Source organism: Candidatus Parakkermansia intestinigallinarum, from assembly GCF_944389695.1.
GTDB classification, from domain to species: domain Bacteria; phylum Verrucomicrobiota; class Verrucomicrobiia; order Verrucomicrobiales; family Akkermansiaceae; genus Akkermansia; species Akkermansia intestinigallinarum.
On sequence record NZ_CALXNG010000008.1, the window covers coordinates 16936 to 34449 of the forward strand.

Below are 17514 nucleotides of genomic sequence, written 5' to 3' on the forward strand. Positions count from 1 at the left end.
ACATCATGGGAACATGTCCATACTGCCGCCGCAGCGCCGGTCTTTTTCGCTCTGCTCACCCCGAATGCAAACAGCAACACGAGCAAGCCTGCCGAAGGCTGTATCTGCTTCTGAGCACCTGCTTCCGCGATAAGCTCAGCTTTCGGGATCAGGACGACAAAATCAAACAGATCTGCCGCGAAGGCTACATCGACCACCAAACGCTCGGCTCCATCTGCGCGCGGGCGCTCGACGACGCCATCAGGCTCTTTCTCTACGACGGGCTCATCTCCCAAGAGGAAAATGACGCCGTGTCGGCCTTCATCGAGTACACGGGTTTCCCGCAGAGCGTCCTCAACGTCAATCACTGCATGGAGCGCCTCGTGCAGTCGCAGATTCTGCAGGACATATACGAAGGGCGACCGCCGAAATGCCGCATCACGACGAACGCCAGCCTGCCCTTCCTGCTGGCGCGGGACGAGACGATGCTCTGGCTCTACGGCAGCGTCACCTGCTATCAACTCAAGACCGTGGTCTCGCAGAGGAGCAAGGGCAACAGCCTGACGATACAACTGGCGCGGGGGCTGTATTACGGTCTCGGCGGCCTCGAGAGCGAGGCGGTGGAGACAACGCAGCTCCAGCCGGTTGCCCACGGCATGGTCTGCCTGAGCGACAAGGCCTTCTACTTCGCCTCGTCGATGAAAAACATGAAGCTGCCCTACGCCGAGCTGATGACGGCGAATGCCCAGGCCAAGGGCATCAGCCTGCAGGCCGAAGGCGACGGCAAGCCCCTTCTCTATTTTGAGGGCGTCGACCCCTGGTTCTGCTACAACCTGATTGCCAACCTGAAGCCCTGACCTGAAGCTCTGGCCTGAAGCCCTGACCTGAAGCCCTGAGCCCTCACCTTTGACAGCGGAGACTCCCATGCAACACCATTACGTCGACGATGCACTTGAGACCTTTCACCGGGGCTACAGCTGTGCCCAATCCACTCTCGCGCCCTTCGCCGCAGAGCTCGGACTCACGCGCGAGCAGGCGCTGCGTTTGGCGTCGGGCTTCGGCGCCGGACTGGGGCGCATGAGGGGAACATGCGGAGCCTTCTCCGCGCTGAGCCTCATTGCCGGCCATCTTCACGGCAATACGGAGGGAACGGTCGAGGGCAAAGAGAAGATTTACTCCCTCATCCGCCGCTTGGCGGATGACTTCAAGGCGGAGTTCGGAACGCTCAGCTGCCGCGAGCTGCTGCATCTGCCGGAAGGCAGCGAAGAAAGCGCAACACCGAATGCCAGAACCGCAGCCTATTACGCCTCTCGCCCCTGCGAACGCTGCATCGCACACTGTGCCCGGCAGGCTGCTCGCCTCATCGCCGAGGCCGCAGGCTCGGGCTCGCCGAGCGCCGGAGCCGACGCGCGGCTCGCCTGAAAACGCTCGGCTCCGGCGCAAAACCGACCGGGAGCCTACCCGGTGCAGGCTCGGTTCCGACTCAGAGCCAACGCCGTGCCGACGAAAAATGCCGCGGGAAGCCGATTTTTCCGCCGCCCGGCACCGCGGCGAGGGTGAGCCGCTCAGGTGATCCGATTGCAAAAAAATCACGTTGCAGACGTGCTTTTTCTTGACGAGCCCCTGTCTGACTGCTAGAATGGGCGCGTCTAAGGGACCGGACAAGTAAAGGTTCCCGGGCTTCTCTGAAAGTCCGATTCATAGGGTAGTTGGGCTTCCCGGGATCCTCGGATCCCGGGAAGACTTCCTTTTGCGAAAGGCAGGTGTCGCCGCCCTGCCGAAGAACCCTAAACCTCCGCAAAGGCGGACAAATTCCTCCCGTATCCATCGGATAAAGCGCAGCCCTCACAGCGCGATATCCACCACCAGCGGACGGTGATCCGAGCAGGCAAAACACTCATCCTGCACAATCTCGCACGAAAGAAGACGCTGCGGCGCGACAAAGGCGTAGTCAATATGATACGGGCGATCCGCGCGGCGGTAGAGATAAAAGGTCGGCACACTCTCGCGCCCCTGCTCCTCGCCGTGAGCAGCATGCCAGGCCGAAACCAGCCCCGCCTCCGCCATCATCCGCACCACAGCCGAGTGAGAACGCGCGTTGTGCTTGGTATCCCAGCGTTGATTGCTGTTAAAATCGCCGATCACCACGGTTCGCTCATCCATCTTGTCCCGGTGAATGCAGTGATAAACATAATACTCCTCAATGTAGGGTTTCGCCGCCCAGACCCCCAAAAGATTCCACGAATCATTCACCCGAACCGGCAAAAAGTGGCGCAGGCAGTACGGCTCCCAATCCAAGCGCGAAAGCGACGTACCGTTTCGCGCAAAAATCCCGAGCCCCTTGTACGGCTTCTCACCCGTCCACAGGCCGTGAGAAGCGAACTCCCGGTACGCCTCGTGCCGACAGACCTGCGGATCCTCGCATTCCTGAATAACGTACAAATCGGCCTCGAGCCGGGAAACCAGCTCGAACTTCTCGCGAAACTTGCCCGCACAATTCCAAGTCACCAAGCGCATACTATCCTTTCCTGCTGCATCTGACACCTCCAGCATAGCACGCGAGGCGGCTTCCCTCAAGGATTTTACCCGCAGCAGCGCCGAATCATCACCCAAGGCAACGCCCAACAAACAACCGCGCCGCATCCCCGCTTCATGGCCATAAGACAGTCCGAAGCGCGTCTGCCATAGTGCCAAAGTCCCCGCCATGGAGGGCACCGCCACCCGCCGGCCGCCGTAGCCATGAACATCCCCCCCCTTCCGGATCAAAGAGCGCCGCCGCTTCCGCAACGGCATCCTCGTGCGTCTGCGCGGCGTCTCGAACAACTCCTTGGACGAAGCCCGCCCCCCCAGAGCAGAGACCTCCACTCCGCCGCCCCCGTAGCCGAGCCGACGCGGCGAGCACACCCCGCGCTCCGTGCTGCGCCCGCCCGTGCACAGCGGGAACGAACACAGCCGCGCCACTGGGGCAAAAAGCGGCGCGAGCCGGGCGCGTCGAACATTAAATCTGATTTTTTTACGCCTAAGCCGTAAGAATACCCGACCGGCTGACGTACCTTCTATATAAGCCCGCCGCAGCGCACCCGCAAACGCCCGCTTTCGGCGCAGGCCTCCTACTGCCCTCACCCTCAAATCCACCCTCATGAAAACCACATACCTCACTGCCCTCACCGCCCTCGCGCTGCTGCCGGGCACAGCCCGAGCCGACGCAGCTCCGGCACCCGCACCAAGCACCGAGGCTGCGGCCGACAACGAATCGCTCGCCAGTGCCGTGCAGGCAGGCCGCACGGAGGCGGTAAGCAAACTGCTGGAGGCCGGCGCCGACGCCCGTGCCCGACTCGGCAATGTCGGCACCATCCTCCACCTTGCCGTCAGTGAAGGCCACAGCGACATCGTGCGCCTGCTCCTCGACAAAGGTGCCGAGGTCAACGCCGCCTATGACGTACACGGCCGCACCCCCCTGCACCTCGCCGCCTCGGCAGGCCGCACGGACATCGTGCGAATCTTTCTCGACAAAGGCGTCAAAGCCGACATCCGAGCGGCCTACAGCCTCGAAACCCCACTGCACGAAGCCGCTCTCAACGGACACCGAGGCACAGCCATCCTGCTTCTGGAACGAGGTGCCGACATCAACGCCCGAAACGCGCAGGGCTGCACCCCGCTGCACGAAGCCGCACGAAGAGGGCAGCGAGACAGCCTCATCCTCCTCCTTGAGAAGGGCGCCAACGTGAGCGCCGCAGACAAACAGGGCTTCACCCCGCTGCACAGCGCCGCCGACGCCGGCTGTGACACGACCGCTCTTGCACTCATCGAACACGGAGCAGACGCCAACGCCCCGAGCCGAATGCAGGGAAGCCCCCTGCACCTCGCCGCCCGCCGCGGACACAGCAGTACAGCTCGCCTGCTCCTTGAGAAAGGCGCCGCCGTCAACGCAGCCAACGCCTATGGCGACACCCCGCTGCACAAAGCCGCCGAAGGAGGCCACAGCGACACCGCCCGCCTGCTGCTCGCCGCGGCAGCAGCCGTCAACGCTTCCAACGCTCAGGGCTATACTCCCCTGCACCTCGCCGCCCAGAACGGCCACGCCGACGCCGTCGGCCTGCTGCTCGAGGCCGGGGCCTCGCCGAACGCCCGGAACGCCCGCCACGCCACACCTCTCCATCTGACGGCCTTTGCGGCCGACACGGACGGCGCGCGGCAACTGCTCGCCGCCGGAGCCGACCTCCGCGCGCAGGACGCGAACGGCCGCAGCCCGCTGCACCGCGCCGCCGACGGCGGTCACAGCGACCCCGCCCGCCTGCTGCTCAACGCCGGAGCCGACGCCAACGCCGCAGACACCGAAGCCCGCACCCCCCTGCACCTCGCCGCGCACGGCGGCCACGACAACGCCGTCCGCCAGCTGCTCGCTGCCGGAGCCGACACCGCCGCCCGCGATCGCCAAGGCCGCAGCCCACTGCACGCCGCCGCCGGCGCCGGCCACAGCGACTGCGCCCAGCTGCTCGCCGAAAAAGGGGCAGACCCGAACGCCCGCGACCACGACGGCGCCACCCCGCTGCACATGGCAGCGGAGCGAGGCCACAGCGACACGGCACTCTGCCTGATCAGCCTCGGCGCCGATCCCCGCGCTCAAGACGCGCAAGGCCGCAGCCCGCTGCATGCCGCCGCCTCGGCGGGCCGGAGCGACACCGTGCAGCGGCTCGCCGAACGAGGAGCAGACCCGAACGCCCGAGACCGAGACGGCGCCACCCCGCTGCATGCAGCCGTCGATGACGGTCGCGCCGACACCGTCCGCAGCCTCATCGCGGCGGGAGCCGACGCCAACGCCGCGGACAACCGCGGGTGCACCCCCCTGCACCGCTCCATCAGCGAGAGGCGAGCCCCCATCGCCCGCCTGCTCCTTGAACTTGGCGCCGACGTGAACGCCCGAGAACATGACGGCAGCACCCCGCTGCACAAGGCAGCCGGCGCCGGCCTCAGCGCCCTCGTCGACCTCCTTCTGGACGCGGGGGCAGACCCGCAGGCCCGAGACGCCGCCGGGCGCACCCCGCTGCAAACCGCGCAAGAAGCCTCCGCCTCCGCATACGAGTTCAGCTCGGTGGCCTTCGGCCTCCAAACGAGCATCTCACTGCTGAAGAAAGCCATGCTGAAGCAAAAATAACACCTTTCTCCACCCCCTCACCAACAACCCACGCCACACACATGAAAAGAACACTACTCACCTGCCTCGCCGCCCTCACCCTGCTGCCGGGCACAGCCCGAGCTGACGGAGGCGCCTTTCCCGGCAATCCCGACGAGCCGTTCTACGCCCCACTCGACAAAGAACGCTACTGCGGCCACGTCCTCGAAGCCTGCTTCGTTTACGTCGAAGCCATCCGCGAAGCTCGCAGACCGCATGCGGGCAGCTCCGTCCAAGAGCGCGCGGAGCGCGTGGCCGAAGCCCGTCAAGAACTCATCAAGAGGGTCGAAATGTACCCCGATGAAATCAACGACACCTACTGGGCACACCACGCCTTCGAGATGTCACCGCTCTATGCCGCCGTCATCGGCAACGATGACATTCTCGTGAAGTTCATGCTCGATCAGGGAGCCCTGCCCTTCTTCCCTGATTATTGTTATGAAGACTTGGAGATTTCAAAGGACGTTCAAGCGCTGCTGTCGCAGGCTCGCCGACGTTACAACGTGCTGGAAATCTGCCTCAAAGCCCGGAAAGCCGGCATCGACCTCGAGGGAGAAGAACCCTCCCGAAAGCACGCGCAATAGCTCCCCTGCCGGGCTCCGCGCCGCAAGTGCGCGGAGCCCCCTCGGATACGCGCTGAGCCCCTGTTCTCACGCGATTTCCGACAAAGAAACAACGGGCAATGGCTGAATGGCGTCCAAGGCCCGAAAAAAGGCGGCGCCGCTGAAGATAACGGAGACGTCAGCCCTGTCGTGTCGGCGTCTTGCGGTATTCATGGAGAGCTTGTGCACCATGCGCCGGATTTGGAGCCTTTGAGACGGTCTGCTCAATATCGAGAACATCACCGCCACCAGCGACCGCATCGGCGCGCAGCCTTTTTGACATGCGGGTCAAGCTACGCACCTACGGATTTATACAGCGGCATGCGACGAACGGCGGGTCATGCTGGGGCGGGAGAGTAAGGGCGGCATCGTCTGCGGGGCCTCCATTCGAGCGGCTTTGACATCCAGAGCCGACTCCTCTGTCCACCGACAAAAGGCGGAAAACTCTCGGCGGCGGGCACGTGCTTTCCGGCTGGGTTCCTCTGGGGACTCAGCGCCCCGCGCTCGCTGCTGCGCCGAAAGGGCTCAACCGTATTGCATCAAAAAGGAAACGCACCGAAGGAGCTCTCGGGAGAGAAACGCCGCAACGGCATTTTTATGGTTGCTTCAAATGAAAAGTCACCATAATTATGACATGCCCGTTTATGAGAGGAGATGCAAAGTTCGCGCTCAAACATCTGTTTCGAGAGCGCCCCTCCGTCTCACTTGACGACCAAAGTGCAGCCATCCGGATGAGCAATCCCGCCGCGGATGAGGTATCCGCCCCGGGCTCATCTCCCTTGACCGCAAACGCTGTGGCCGCTGCGATCAAACGCATCCGTCCAAGGCTTGCGGGCTGTCGGGTGAGGTACACCCGTGCCTGAAAATGCGCTAAGGGCACGTCAGGCGCCTTCAAAGACTCCACAAAAATTCCCACGACTACCGTCGGCAAAGTTGAAACAGCCCCCCGCGGAGACGAACTGACAGATTTTGCGCTTTACATGGGCGCTCCTTTCGGTAGAATAACGACGTTATGAAACTCAGTTCATCTTTGATCGCCCTTGCGGCTACCGTCGCTCCGATTTACGCGCAGCAAGGTGCCGCAACTCCTCTTGTCGACACCATGGCCGCCGTGCAGGCGCCTGCCGCACCCAAGGCGTCGGTGGCTCAGCGAGCCGCAGCCTTGCCCGCGCTCGCCCTCATGCCTCAGGATGTCACCTTCTTCTTCTCCACCGGTGTCAACGACGTCACCACGGGCTGGGCCCGCGATCTGGGCACCGAGGGACCGGCCAGCGTGGCCTTCGGCGCCACGACCGGCAGCATGGAAATCTCCATGAAGTATCTCCTCGCCGTCTCGGCGGCTCTCAATGTCGATCCCTACGGAAGCGCCATCGAGAAAGCGGTGATCGAAGTCGCCAAGGAAACCGCCGGTCAAAAGATCACCCCCGGCTACCTCGTCATCACGGCATCACCTTCTGAAATCAGCCAAATCCACGAGCAATTCACGGAGGCCTGCAAGGAGGCCGCCGAAGAGGGGGGCCGGGGGATTTCCGCCGTTCAGGTTGCCGGGCTGACGGGTATATGCGTGGATTGTGATATGGCCTTCGCATCGGATAAAAGCCAAGACATACCCGAGTCCCTTCGCGCCGTCTATCAGGGCCGCAAGCTGAACGTCGTGGGCGGCGTGCGCGGGAACGCCTTCGTCATTGCTCTGGCTCAGGATGCCGCGGACATCAAGGTGCCGGCCTCGGCGGACGAATCCGTGCTGGCGACCGACAAGCTCAGCGATACCGACAAGTGCATCGACAAGAATGTCCTGGGCTACGCCTACGTCGCCCCCGAGCTGGTGTCGTCCTGGTGCAAGACCTATGCCGCCATGTTCGAGAGCCAGATTCAGAGCATGCTGACTCTCTTCACGAAGTATGCCGACATCACGCCCGAGCAGGAAGCGGCCCTGAGCAAACCCGTTGATCAGCTGACGGCCCTCATGGTCGGCATGTACAAACCCTATTTCAACTGCACCGTGCCCATGACGATGACCGCGTGGATGGACGGGGACTTCCACATGGAAATCACCGGCGACGCCAGCGGTGTCACCGTTGAGAGCGCCCTCCTCAAGCACGTGGCCATGGCTCAGGATCCGTCGACAACCCTCTACGTCGAATCGGCCAAGACGAGCAATCCCGCTCTTCCCCCGGTGGCGGAGGTGTATGATTCTCTGGAGTCGCTGGCCTTCGCCCTTGCCGACATCTGCGGGGACGAGCCTCAGGTTCAGCAGGGTGTCGCCTTCTATCAGGTTCTGCGTCCCCATATCATGGAAGCGGGCCGCGGACTTGCGACAATCGGCGATGGACTCAGTGGTCACGCCTCCTTCGTTCTTCGCGAAAATCCGAACGTTTTCGTTGAAGGGGCTCTCAGCCTCGGCGTAACGAACCGCGCGAAACTGCGAGAGGGATGGCAGATGACGCTCAAGGCCGTCGGCGACGGCATGGGCGCCTTCGGTCTCAATCCCGAAATGGTCAACACGCTGCCCGTCATGGCCAAGCCCGGCCCGGCCGGCTCTGACTGCTATGGCTTGGTGCTGCCCGTTGCCATGCCCAAGGGCCTTGCTCCGAATATCATGCTCAATGATACGGCGCTCGTGTTCGGCTCCAACGAAGAAGTCAGCGGCAAGATGATGGAGACAAGCTCGGCCACGGCCAACTTCCCCGGCGGCGTCTTCAGCTTCAACCCCGCATCCGCCGCACGCATCGCTCAGGCTCTTGCCGACCAAGAGCAGGCACGCTTGGACGCGATCAGATCAACGTTCGACGAAGAGGACGACGATGACCTCGACGAAGGAGAGGACTACGAAGAGGAGTACTCGTTCGACTTCTACAACAAATACAGCAAGCCGGCCGCGCTTCTTCAGGCTTTTGCCGAGCAGGTGGGCCCCATCACCGGCGCCGTCATCGTGAAGGACGGCAAATCGACGATGCGCATCGACGCCAAACTCGTCAAGTAAGCCGCGCGTCACACAGCTGACTCTTTCAGCGCCCCGACCTGCTTCACGCAGCGCCGGGGCGCTTTTTATGTTGCTTGCGGCGAAAAACGTTTCAGGCCGCCCCTGTCCGCCGGGGCTTGCAACTATCGGCTCGAGCGGCGGCGGGCCACAAGCCGCGGCAACATACGCAGAAAGCCGCAGTCCGTACGGACTGCGGCTTTCAGAGGCGGGAGTGGGATTTGAACCCACGAATGACGGTTTTGCAAACCGTTGCCTTAGGCCACTTGGCTATCCCGCCTTTCGGCTTGCCTTGCGTGGCAGCGGGGTCATTATACTCGTCGAGGCTCGTCACGTCAAGGTTAAACTGAACTTTTTCGAAAAAAAAGAGCTCATTTTCCGCCGTAGAGGGGCGCTTTGCCGTAGAGGCGGCGGTGGCGACGCAGGAATTCCTTTTCCTCATAGGCGGCGGGGCTGAGTCCGAGCTCGCTTTGGGTCAGGGCGGAAAAGCGCTCGGCGCCGCTCGTGCCGAAGAGCTCCGTCAGCAGGTCTTCCGCCGCCCGCGCTTCCCCGTAGCGACCGAGGCTACAGGCAATGAGGTAGCTGAGGGCTTCGTGCAACAGCTCGGCTCGGATCTCGCTCGCCGGGGGCACGGTGTATGGCGAGGCCGGGCCTCCCGACGGGTCGCTGCTGCCATCCGGCTCCGGGGCGTAGACGCCGGAGAGTCGAGCCCAGAGGGCGTCGTTCTGCGCTTCGAGTCGCGCGATGAGTCGCAGGCGCTTCAGGCGCTCGTCGGCGGCTGCCGCAAGGGCGTCGACGGGGGTGGCGCCGGGCATCGCTGCGGCGCGGCGCAGCAGGGCCGGCTCGGTGAACTCCATCGAGCGCTCGTCGTCCTGCCAGAGCTCGCGGGTCAGGGATACGAGACGGCGCGCCAGCGGGGCGGCGACGGCGGCGCCTTCGGGGGCGGGCATTTGCGCGAGTTGGCCGACCTCGGTGTTGATGGTGGGGCTGAGGAGGCGCAGGAGGCGGGCGGCGGAGCGTGAGTTGAGCCAGGCCAGAAGGCCGAGGCGCTCGTCTTCGCTCTCGCAGAAGAGGCTGGGGCCGGCCATGTCGAAGATGAAGCCGGCTTCGTAGGCGCGGGCGCTCATGCCGCTGCGCATGATTTTGTTCCAAGAGACGGAGGGGCGGAAGTAGTGGGCGAGGTTTTGGGGGCGCGAGCGCAGGCGGCCGCGGGCGTCGCGCAGATGGCGGATGGCTTCTCCGCCGTGTTGCCAATCGACGACGTAGATGAGGCGGCCATGCCAGCGCGTGCTTTCGCCGCCTTTGTTGTAGGGGAACCAGCGGGCGCCGCTGCGCTCGGCTTCTTCGGCGCTGCGGCACCCGCGCCGGACGTGATCCACCTGCCACCAGCATCGCACGAAGCGGGCGTTGTCTCCCGTGGCAAGCCCTTGGCAGAGGCGGCAGCGGCTGCCGAGTTTCGGGCTGCTGAGCAGGAAGCGGAGCTCGGCGGGGCGCAGCTCGGGGCAGATGATGCTGCCGGGCAGTCGGCTGCCGTCAGCCGGGGCAAAGGATCGGTAGTCTCCGTGCAGGGTCTCGGGATTGTCGACGGCGGCGTATTCGGCTCGCTGCCCCCCTGCCCCTATTCTCGCGGTGAAGGCGCAGCTGAGGACGACTTCACCCGTCAGGTCGGGGAAGGCGCCGGCGCCCAATTCCAGCAGTTGACGGAAGGAGGCGCGGCTCAGGAAATGGCGGCGCAGGTCGGCATAGCGGCTGAGGGCCAGCCAGTTCTTCGGCATGATGAAGGCGATGCCGTCGCGGGCGCGGTCGAGGGCGGCGTACAAGAAGGCGGCGGCCAGGTTGTCGGATGCCCGGGGGTAGTTTCGCGAGATCCAGTCCGCTTGGGCGCGATCCATTTTGCGGTGGCCGAGGTAGGGCGGGTTGGCGACGATGAGGCGGGCTTCGGGCAAGTCGGCTCCGGCGAGGGCGCCGCCGACGGGGTCCGCGGCGAGACGGAGGCCGTCGGCTACCCGCCCCGGCTCCTCGGGGGCGATGCCGAGGTGCAGGTGCAGGAGGAGGGAGGTGAGGCGCAGGGCCGTGGGGTCGATGTCGATGCCGCGCAGGTTGTGCCGCAGGATGAGTTCGGGAATCGCCCGGGAGGGACGACCTTCGTCGCGGTAGATGCGTTCAAAGATCTCAACGGCGGCTAAGAGCAACAGACCGCTGCCACAGGCGGGATCCAGCAGAGTGATGTCCTCGGGCTCACGGCAGTCCGTGGGGGGTTCGTCCTCCGGGGGTTCGCGGTAAAAGGGCAGGTGCTGCCGCAGGGGTGATTGCGGGTGCATGTGCAGCCAGAGCGTGCCGAGGCTGTTTTGGATGAGGAAGTCGGCGATGCAGCGGGGGGTGAAGAGTTGCGTAGCGGCAATCAGATCATCACCGGCGATTTTGTGGAGGCGATCGAAACGGCGCAGGCATTCGCGGCGCTGGCCTTCCCTCAGATGTTGAAGACTAAGGGCCAGCGCTTCAAGTCGATCTTCGCGCACAAAGCCGCAGGCTGCGGGCAGAGGTCGCAGAGCGTCATCAAGCTCGTCCGTCGTCAAACCGCTGAGGGCTTCGGCTTCGCTGCCCAGTGTGCGGGCGGCGGCGGGGGTGATGTCGCTGCGCTTGTGTTTGAAGTCGGCGATGAGCAGTCCGAGCAGCTGTTCGGTGCTCAGGGGGCCGAAGTGTTCGCGCCATGCGGCACAGGCGCGCAGGAGGCGCAGGCGCAAGCTCGCGCTGCGGGGAGGCGCGGCGGATGCAGCAGGCTGGCGGTCTCTGCTCACGGAGGGGGTCACTCATCAACGCGGGCGGCGGGGCCGACGCGCACGTGGTCCATGCCCCCGGCTGCGGCGGCGCGGATGCCGGGATCCGCATCCTCAAAGACAACGCAGCGGGTGGGGTCTACCCCCATGCGTTCGGCACACAGCAAAAAGATGTCGGGCATCGGTTTGCCGTGTCCCGGCGGCACGTCGTCGGGCGTGACGATGATGTCAAAGAGATCGTCGATGCCGGCGGAGCGAAGGGTCGCCAAAGCGCCGTGACGCACGCTTCCCGTGCCAATGGCATGGGGTATGCCGGCGGCTTGCAGGCGCCGCACGAGGGCGACGGTTTCGTCGATGACGGGCAGTTTCTGCGTTTCCAGCAGATGGTCGTAGCAGGCGCGTTTGCGGGTCGCGGTGCGCTCGGCGTCCATGTGCAGGCCGTATTTGCGGTTGAGGTCTTCGACGATGTCGGGGGCGGCCATGCCGCCGTGGGCTATGAACTCATCCCACAGGAAGGCTTCGTGCGGGGCTCCGTTCTCTTGCAGGGCTTGGCGCCAGGCGCGGTAGTGGGTCGCCATGCTGTCTACCAAGGTGCCGTCGAGGTCGAAGATATAGCCGTCGTAGCTTTGGGAGGGGATTTGAACGCGGGGTGTGCTCATGGATGCGGTGGCTGATGCGGAATGGCTTGCAGGAGAATCTTGCAGGTGGGGTACAGGTGAATGCAGGAGAATGCGGGTGGAGCGGCGGGGCTCAGGGTGTCAGGGTGAAGGCGTCAGGGTGAAGGCGTCAGGGTGCGGGGTTCAGGGGCGGTAGTAGTCGGCGAAGTTTTTGAGGTCGCTCTCTTTGCCGAAGAGAACGAGAACGTCACCCTTCACGAAGACGAGGTTAGGTTCGGGTGTGCCGATGACGGGCTGCTCAGACGGATCTAGCACGTCTTCGCTGTCGTCGCCGCTCGGGGCTTCCCCGCGCCGGATGGTGACGAGGTTGAGGTGAAACTTGCTGCGCAGTTCCACATCGCAGAGGCGGCGCCCGATCCACGAATCGGGCAGTCGTACGTAGCCGAGGTCGTGATTGGCGTCGATTTTGTGCAGCTGGATAAGTCCTTCATGGATGAAGGAGGAGGCCATTTGCTCGGCGGCAACTCGCTCGACTCGGAAGAGGTCTTTGATGCCGATCTGCTCGAGGATCTTGCCCTGCAGTTCGTTGATGTAGCGCACGTAAAGGTGCCGCACGCCGATTTCTTTGAGCTGTGCGGCTATCAGGATGTCGCGTGCATAGTCCTCGCCGACGGCGACGATGACGTAGATGTCGCTGCCGACGAGCTCCATGCGCTCCAGCACGCGGCGATCGGCGGCGTCGCCGATGAGGGCGCAGGTTACTTCATCCTGAATCTCGGAGATAACAGCGGAAGACTCGTCGAGCACGGTGACTTCGTACCCGCGGCGGGCGAGGTTGATGGCGAGGATGCGGCCGAATTGCCCGCATCCGATGATGACGAATTTCATAATCAGGTCAGGGGGAGTTTGGTCTCAGGGTATCGAATGGGCGAAGGGTCTCTCGGTTTGATGAAGAGCAGCATGGTGGTGAACATGCCGAGGCGCCCGAATATCATGGTGACAGAGAGGAAGAGTTTGGAAACGGTTGAGAAATCGGATATGTCGAAATACGAGTAGCCGGAAGTGCCGAAGGCGCTTGTGACGAGGAAGGTCGTATCGAGGAATCCGTTAGGCGCGGCGGCAAATTGGGGCTCTAGCAGCATGATAATCATGGTGCTGCCGGTGACCCACATGAAGCCCAAGACTATGGTCACCACGGCTTTGTCAACTGTAGCTCGAGCTATGCAACGGCTGTAGAGGGTGAGGTCTCGCTCGCCGCGCAGCACGCGGCACACCTCCATGACGCAAATGGCAAAAACAGGTGCATAGACGCCGCCGCCGGTACCGGCGGGATTACCTCCGATGAACATCAGAACGACAAGCGTGATTTTGTAGACGGGGCCGTAGTCTTCTAAGTTACTGCGGTCAGTGCCGCAGCAGCGACCAACGTTATTCCATAACGCATCCCAGCAGGTCTCGGCTATTCCTTGGTTTTGGCTGTTTGGCTCAAAAATGCCCAACAGCGCTAATATGATGGTTCCGACCAAGGTAATGATGAGGGTGACGCGCGTGACAAGCCATGCATGTGTGCTCCACCTCAGTGGGTTGCGGCGATGGCTCATACGCCGCTTCATTCTCGTGAGACATTCAAGGTAGACGCCGAAGCCCAGCATGCCACTGAAGGCCATGAGCATAAGGACTCCCTGCGAAACATAAGCTTCAGCCATGCCACTCGTGGCCATATTGTCCGGGAAGAGTGTGAGTCCGGAGTTACAGAAGGCTGAAACTGAGTGAAAAATGGCAAATCCGATAAGGCGCGCCGTGTCTTGTGGGACAACGGGATTGCCCAGCCAGCTAAAATAGAGACCGACAGCACCAATGAGTTCGATAAGCAGGGTTACGCAGATAACGGTGCGAATGAGAGCCGGTACCGTGCTCACTTCATCGTGGTCGAGGATTGACGAGACGGTCATGCTGTCACGCGTGGCTAGTCGGCGGCCGACCATCAGCAGCACAAAGTAGGTAAAGGTCATGATGCCCATGGCGCCGATCTCAAAGTCGATAAGCAGAACGGTGCGACCCAGCCATGTGAAGTTGTCGGCCACGTTGACGGTTGTCAGGCCGGTGTTCGAGGCCGCCGAGGCACACATGAAGCAGGCGTCGATGAAGCTGACGGGGGCGGAGCAGGCCCCGGGGGAAATGAGGATGAGGGCGCTGATGAGCACCAGCCCTATCATGAAGCAGAAGTAGATTAAGACCGACGAGCCGGAGCTGCGCCGAGCCGTGCTCGGCCGCATGAGGCGGTCGCCGATCAGGGCGGAGAGCCCGAAGGCCGACATGAAACCGCTGACGAGGCTCAGTCCGAGGCTCAGCCAGCAGAACCCCGGCGGTATGAGCATGAAGACGGTGCCGGCCATGGTCACGCTGCAGAGGGCGCTGAGGCCGAATTGCAGAAGCGTGGAGCGCGCGGGGCGGTCGTGTTGCAGAAGGGTCTGCACCAGCTGCACGGTGAGCATGCCGCACTGCACCCAGACCAGAAGGGCCAGCAGGAGGTGCAGCGGGTTGATGAAGGCGTGGGCTTTGATGCTCTCGACGTCGAGGGGTACGAAGCAGAGCTCAATGAGGAGTGTCAACAGAACGAGGCTTCCGACGATGAGTTCCGGAAGAACGAGGGTTTTGCTGCTGTCAGAGGCTCGATTCATACGGCGGCTTCAAGGCGTTTCGCGGAGCGCGTCAGGCGGAATACCGTCGCGCCGGGACTGAGTATAGCACAGCGGGGAAGAGCTGACAAGGGGAGCCTGTGACAGTGGGGGGGCGCGGCGGTTCAGTCTTTGTCGGGGCTCTCGCTCGGCTGCTCAATTTGAGAGAAGCGGCGGCTGTCGGCGGCTGAGACGTTGCCGATGACGCTTCCGTTGTCGAGCTCCGAGCGGTCGGGGCGGTTGCGAAGGTCGCGGAAGAGAGCGCGAAGGTCGCGGATGCCGCCCCAGGTGAACCAGACGGAGAAGACGAGTCCGAGGGCGGCGGTGCCGATGAAGATGGTGATGTAGAAGTAGTGCCCCCACCAGCTTTCCGGCCACGGCGCGATGATGTTCCAGATGACGACGGCGCAGAAGCAGAGGAGGAAGACGTAGCCGAAGGACCAGAGGAAGGCCGCCCAGGCAATGATGCGGTCTCCCTTGCTGTAGTCGTCGTTGATGCCCAGTACATGTTCGCGCAGGTAGCTGCCGAAGCGGCGAATCGGGGCGGGGCGGCTCGTTTCTTCGCCTTCCGTGCGCCAAGCGCCTCGGTGCAGCAGGCGATCCATGTTGAAGGGGCGGCGGCAGGTTTTCAGCGAGACGAGGATGAAGACGAGCAGGGAGACGGCGTTGGTGATAAAGAGTATCTCCTGCGAGTTGATGGGGAATTTTTCGGGGTTCATCTTCCAGACGATGTAGGGCGAACACCACGAGGTGACGGCATCGAGGAAGGCTCCGACGCTCTCGACTAGCCCGTGCTCGGCCAGCAGGCCGTAGATTTCCGGCCAGCATTTCTGGGCCGCGAAGCCCGAGAGGGCGATGAGGGCTCCGGCGATGAGGGCGGCGAAGGCGCCCTGCGTGGTGCCGCGGCTCCAGTAGAGCCCGAGGGTGATGACGGCGCCGGCTCCGGCCCAGAAGGCGCCGGTGATGGCGAAGAACATGAGGATGAAGTCGATTTGGGCGAAGGTGCTGCTGAAGATGAAGGCGAAGGCGGCTACGCCGGCGATGGCGAGTCGCAGGGCACGCAGCTGCTGCTTGGGGGTGAGCGGTTTTCGGCAGAGCGGCAGCACGAAGTCCTGCACGAGGATGCTGCCCCAGGAGTGCAGGTAGGAGGTGTCTGTCGAGACGAGCAGGAAAATCATCAGGGCGCAGAAGATGCCGATGAGCCCGGTGGGCAGCATGTGCTTGAGGGCGACGGAGACGGTCATCTGGCTGTAGATGGTGCTGAAGCTGCGGCCTTCGTCGGTGAGGAGGGCGTCGTTGGTTGAGCCGTCCGAGCCGGCGACGGGGACGGAGAGGGTCTGTTTGGCGGTTCGCAGGAAGGGGTCTTCGTTCTCGGCTCGCCAAGCGTCGTGGTTGTCGTACCGAGGCGAGAAGGTGCTGCGGGGCTCGATGGCGGCAAATTGTTCGCGCAGGTGGGCTGCGTGGTCGGGCGCGACGTCTTCCGCGACGCGGTTGGCGAGTTCTGCCCGGACTTCCCGAGCTTCGTCGGCGTAGTCGCGGCTGTTGAGGTAGACGATGGCGGCCACGGCGAGGATGACGCTCATCCACTTGTAAAATTGCGCGCGCCAAGTGCCCAGCAGGTTGCCCATGCGTGCTTCATGGGCGCTGCGGGCCGAGCTGTTGAAGCCTTGGGTGCCGCCCCAGGAGAGGCGGCCGAGGAACATGCCCGTGATGCCGACGAAGACGTAGAAGGCGTTGAAGTCGCGCAGGTTTTCGATTTCAAAGGGGTTGAGCAGGCTGCGGCCGGGATCCTCGGCTCCGAGCACGGGCATGACTTGCCCGCTCCAGTCGAACTTCCAGAGGATGAAGCCGAGAATCAGCAGATACATCGGGTAGCTGAAGAGCCCCTGCACGCAGTCGGTGACCAGCACGGTCACCTGCCCGCCCAGCAGGACGATGAGCAGAGCCAGGCTGAGGAAGGCGGCCATGACGAGCTGGAAGGAGGGCAACAGCCAGCCCGCCAGTTCGATCTGCGTGGGCAGGTCGAGGTAGTAGATGAGGAAGCGGGCTCCGACGGCCGGGAAGATGGCGTAGTTGATGATGCCGGAGAGCGACTGGATGACGGCGGCGGTGATGCGGAAGGAGCGGCTGAAGCGCATCTCGAAGAACTGCCCCATGGTCATGGCGCGGGTCTCGCGGAAGCGGTAGGTGCAGAAGCCGGTGAGGCCGAGCACGAAGCCGACGGGCAGGTAGAGCATCTCCCAGAAGGCGTAGCTCATGCCGGAGCGGTAGTAGGCTTCGGTGGCGGCAACGACGGTGATGAGCCCCATGCCGGCCATTTCCGAGGCGACGGACATGACGTAGCGCCCGCCGACGCGTCCGGCACTCAGGAAGTCGGCGACGCCGCGTTGGTATCGCTGCGCGCGCAGGGCGCAAACGATGACGACGATCATGGGTACGGCTAGCAGGATCCAATCGAGCAGGGACATGGGGCAGAGAGCGTGTGGACGAAAAGAGCGTGTGGACGAGAAGAGCTTGGGGATGAAAAGAGCGTGTGGACGAAAAGAGCTTGGGGGGCGTTTGCGCTTGAGGAATCGGAGGGGAAGCGCTGCGGACGGCGAGTTTGACGCTCTCCTTGGGGGAGACGGACGCTGCCGACGAGGCGGCGGCGAGCAGGCCGGAGGGCGAGGCTTCCGCCCGCGGGGGCGTGTCGAACCCGGCGAGCGGCA

The 17514-nt window shown here is 63.5% G+C and carries 12 protein-coding genes and 1 tRNA gene; 5 read left to right on the forward strand and 8 right to left on the reverse strand.

Annotated features, from left to right (window positions below; translation table 11 throughout):
- Positions 1-5: 5 nt before the first annotated feature.
- Both AC6UAL_RS03645 and AC6UAL_RS03650 read left to right on the forward strand, forming a co-directional pair.
- On the forward strand, positions 6-836 hold the full coding sequence (locus tag AC6UAL_RS03645) for a hypothetical protein (RefSeq protein ID WP_500682008.1): 831 nt from the start codon (positions 6-8) through the stop codon (positions 834-836).
- 67 nt (positions 837-903) lie between these two features.
- Positions 904-1401 (forward strand): C-GCAxxG-C-C family protein, encoded by a 498-nt coding sequence (locus AC6UAL_RS03650; protein WP_500682009.1) that lies wholly within the window; start codon positions 904-906, stop codon positions 1399-1401.
- A 423-nt stretch (positions 1402-1824) separates the two neighbouring features.
- Here the strand turns inward: AC6UAL_RS03650 and AC6UAL_RS03655 are convergent, their stop codons facing one another.
- Positions 1825-2532 (reverse strand): endonuclease/exonuclease/phosphatase family protein, encoded by a 708-nt coding sequence (locus AC6UAL_RS03655; RefSeq protein ID WP_500682010.1) that lies wholly within the window; start codon positions 2530-2532, stop codon positions 1825-1827.
- A 586-nt stretch (positions 2533-3118) separates the two neighbouring features.
- On the opposite strand from AC6UAL_RS03655, the gene AC6UAL_RS03660 reads away from it, so the two are divergent.
- Both AC6UAL_RS03660 and AC6UAL_RS03665 read left to right on the forward strand, forming a co-directional pair.
- A complete protein-coding gene (locus AC6UAL_RS03660) occupies positions 3119-5134 on the forward strand; it encodes an ankyrin repeat domain-containing protein (protein ID WP_500682011.1) in 2016 nt (671 codons plus the stop codon).
- Positions 5135-5175: 41 nt separating this feature from the next.
- Entirely contained in the window at positions 5176-5736 is a 561-nt protein-coding gene (locus tag AC6UAL_RS03665) for a hypothetical protein (RefSeq protein WP_500682012.1), read from the forward strand.
- A 157-nt stretch (positions 5737-5893) separates the two neighbouring features.
- On the opposite strand, the gene AC6UAL_RS03670 is transcribed toward AC6UAL_RS03665, so the two are convergent.
- Positions 5894-6037, reverse strand: coding sequence for a hypothetical protein (locus AC6UAL_RS03670; protein ID WP_500682013.1), 144 nt, complete (start codon positions 6035-6037; stop codon positions 5894-5896).
- A 729-nt stretch (positions 6038-6766) separates the two neighbouring features.
- On the opposite strand from AC6UAL_RS03670, the gene AC6UAL_RS03675 reads away from it, so the two are divergent.
- A complete protein-coding gene (locus tag AC6UAL_RS03675) occupies positions 6767-8737 on the forward strand; it encodes a hypothetical protein (protein ID WP_500682014.1) in 1971 nt (656 codons plus the stop codon).
- A gap of 203 nt (positions 8738-8940) precedes the next feature.
- On the opposite strand, the gene AC6UAL_RS03680 is transcribed toward AC6UAL_RS03675, so the two are convergent.
- The 6 genes from AC6UAL_RS03680 to AC6UAL_RS03705 all read right to left on the reverse strand — a co-directional run bounded on the left by AC6UAL_RS03680 (position 8941) and on the right by AC6UAL_RS03705 (position 17274).
- Positions 8941-9014, reverse strand: a tRNA-Cys gene (locus AC6UAL_RS03680).
- A gap of 91 nt (positions 9015-9105) precedes the next feature.
- Positions 9106-11532 carry an Eco57I restriction-modification methylase domain-containing protein gene (locus AC6UAL_RS03685; protein WP_500682015.1) on the reverse strand — a complete coding sequence of 809 codons (2427 nt, stop codon included), beginning with the start codon at positions 11530-11532 and terminating at the stop codon, positions 9106-9108.
- 8 nt (positions 11533-11540) lie between these two features.
- Positions 11541-12170, reverse strand: a complete 630-nt coding sequence (locus tag AC6UAL_RS03690; RefSeq protein WP_500682016.1) for an HAD family hydrolase — start codon at positions 12168-12170, stop codon at positions 11541-11543.
- Positions 12171-12311: 141 nt separating this feature from the next.
- Positions 12312-13016 carry a potassium channel family protein gene (locus tag AC6UAL_RS03695; RefSeq protein ID WP_500682017.1) on the reverse strand — a complete coding sequence of 235 codons (705 nt, stop codon included), beginning with the start codon at positions 13014-13016 and terminating at the stop codon, positions 12312-12314.
- A gap of 2 nt (positions 13017-13018) precedes the next feature.
- Positions 13019-14809, reverse strand: a complete 1791-nt coding sequence (locus AC6UAL_RS03700; RefSeq protein WP_500682018.1) for a potassium transporter TrkG — start codon at positions 14807-14809, stop codon at positions 13019-13021.
- Between the two features lie 122 nt (positions 14810-14931).
- On the reverse strand, positions 14932-17274 hold the full coding sequence (locus AC6UAL_RS03705) for a sodium:solute symporter family transporter (protein WP_500682019.1): 2343 nt from the start codon (positions 17272-17274) through the stop codon (positions 14932-14934).
- Between the last annotated feature and the right edge of the window lie 240 nt (positions 17275-17514).

Coding starts and splice junctions, on each gene's coding strand:
- AC6UAL_RS03660 (WP_500682011.1), top strand. CDS start 3,119: ATGAAAACCACATACCTCACTGCCCTCACCGCCCTCGCGCTGCTGCCG.
- AC6UAL_RS03705 (WP_500682019.1), bottom strand. CDS start 17,274: ATGTCCCTGCTCGATTGGATCCTGCTAGCCGTACCCATGATCGTCGTC.
- AC6UAL_RS03645 (WP_500682008.1), top strand. CDS start 6: ATGGGAACATGTCCATACTGCCGCCGCAGCGCCGGTCTTTTTCGCTCT.
- AC6UAL_RS03675 (WP_500682014.1), top strand. CDS start 6,767: ATGAAACTCAGTTCATCTTTGATCGCCCTTGCGGCTACCGTCGCTCCG.
- AC6UAL_RS03695 (WP_500682017.1), bottom strand. CDS start 13,016: ATGAAATTCGTCATCATCGGATGCGGGCAATTCGGCCGCATCCTCGCC.
- AC6UAL_RS03700 (WP_500682018.1), bottom strand. CDS start 14,809: ATGAATCGAGCCTCTGACAGCAGCAAAACCCTCGTTCTTCCGGAACTC.
- AC6UAL_RS03650 (WP_500682009.1), top strand. CDS start 904: ATGCAACACCATTACGTCGACGATGCACTTGAGACCTTTCACCGGGGC.
- AC6UAL_RS03665 (WP_500682012.1), top strand. CDS start 5,176: ATGAAAAGAACACTACTCACCTGCCTCGCCGCCCTCACCCTGCTGCCG.
- AC6UAL_RS03670 (WP_500682013.1), bottom strand. CDS start 6,037: ATGTCAAAAAGGCTGCGCGCCGATGCGGTCGCTGGTGGCGGTGATGTT.
- AC6UAL_RS03655 (WP_500682010.1), bottom strand. CDS start 2,532: ATGCTGGAGGTGTCAGATGCAGCAGGAAAGGATAGTATGCGCTTGGTG.
- AC6UAL_RS03690 (WP_500682016.1), bottom strand. CDS start 12,170: ATGAGCACACCCCGCGTTCAAATCCCCTCCCAAAGCTACGACGGCTAT.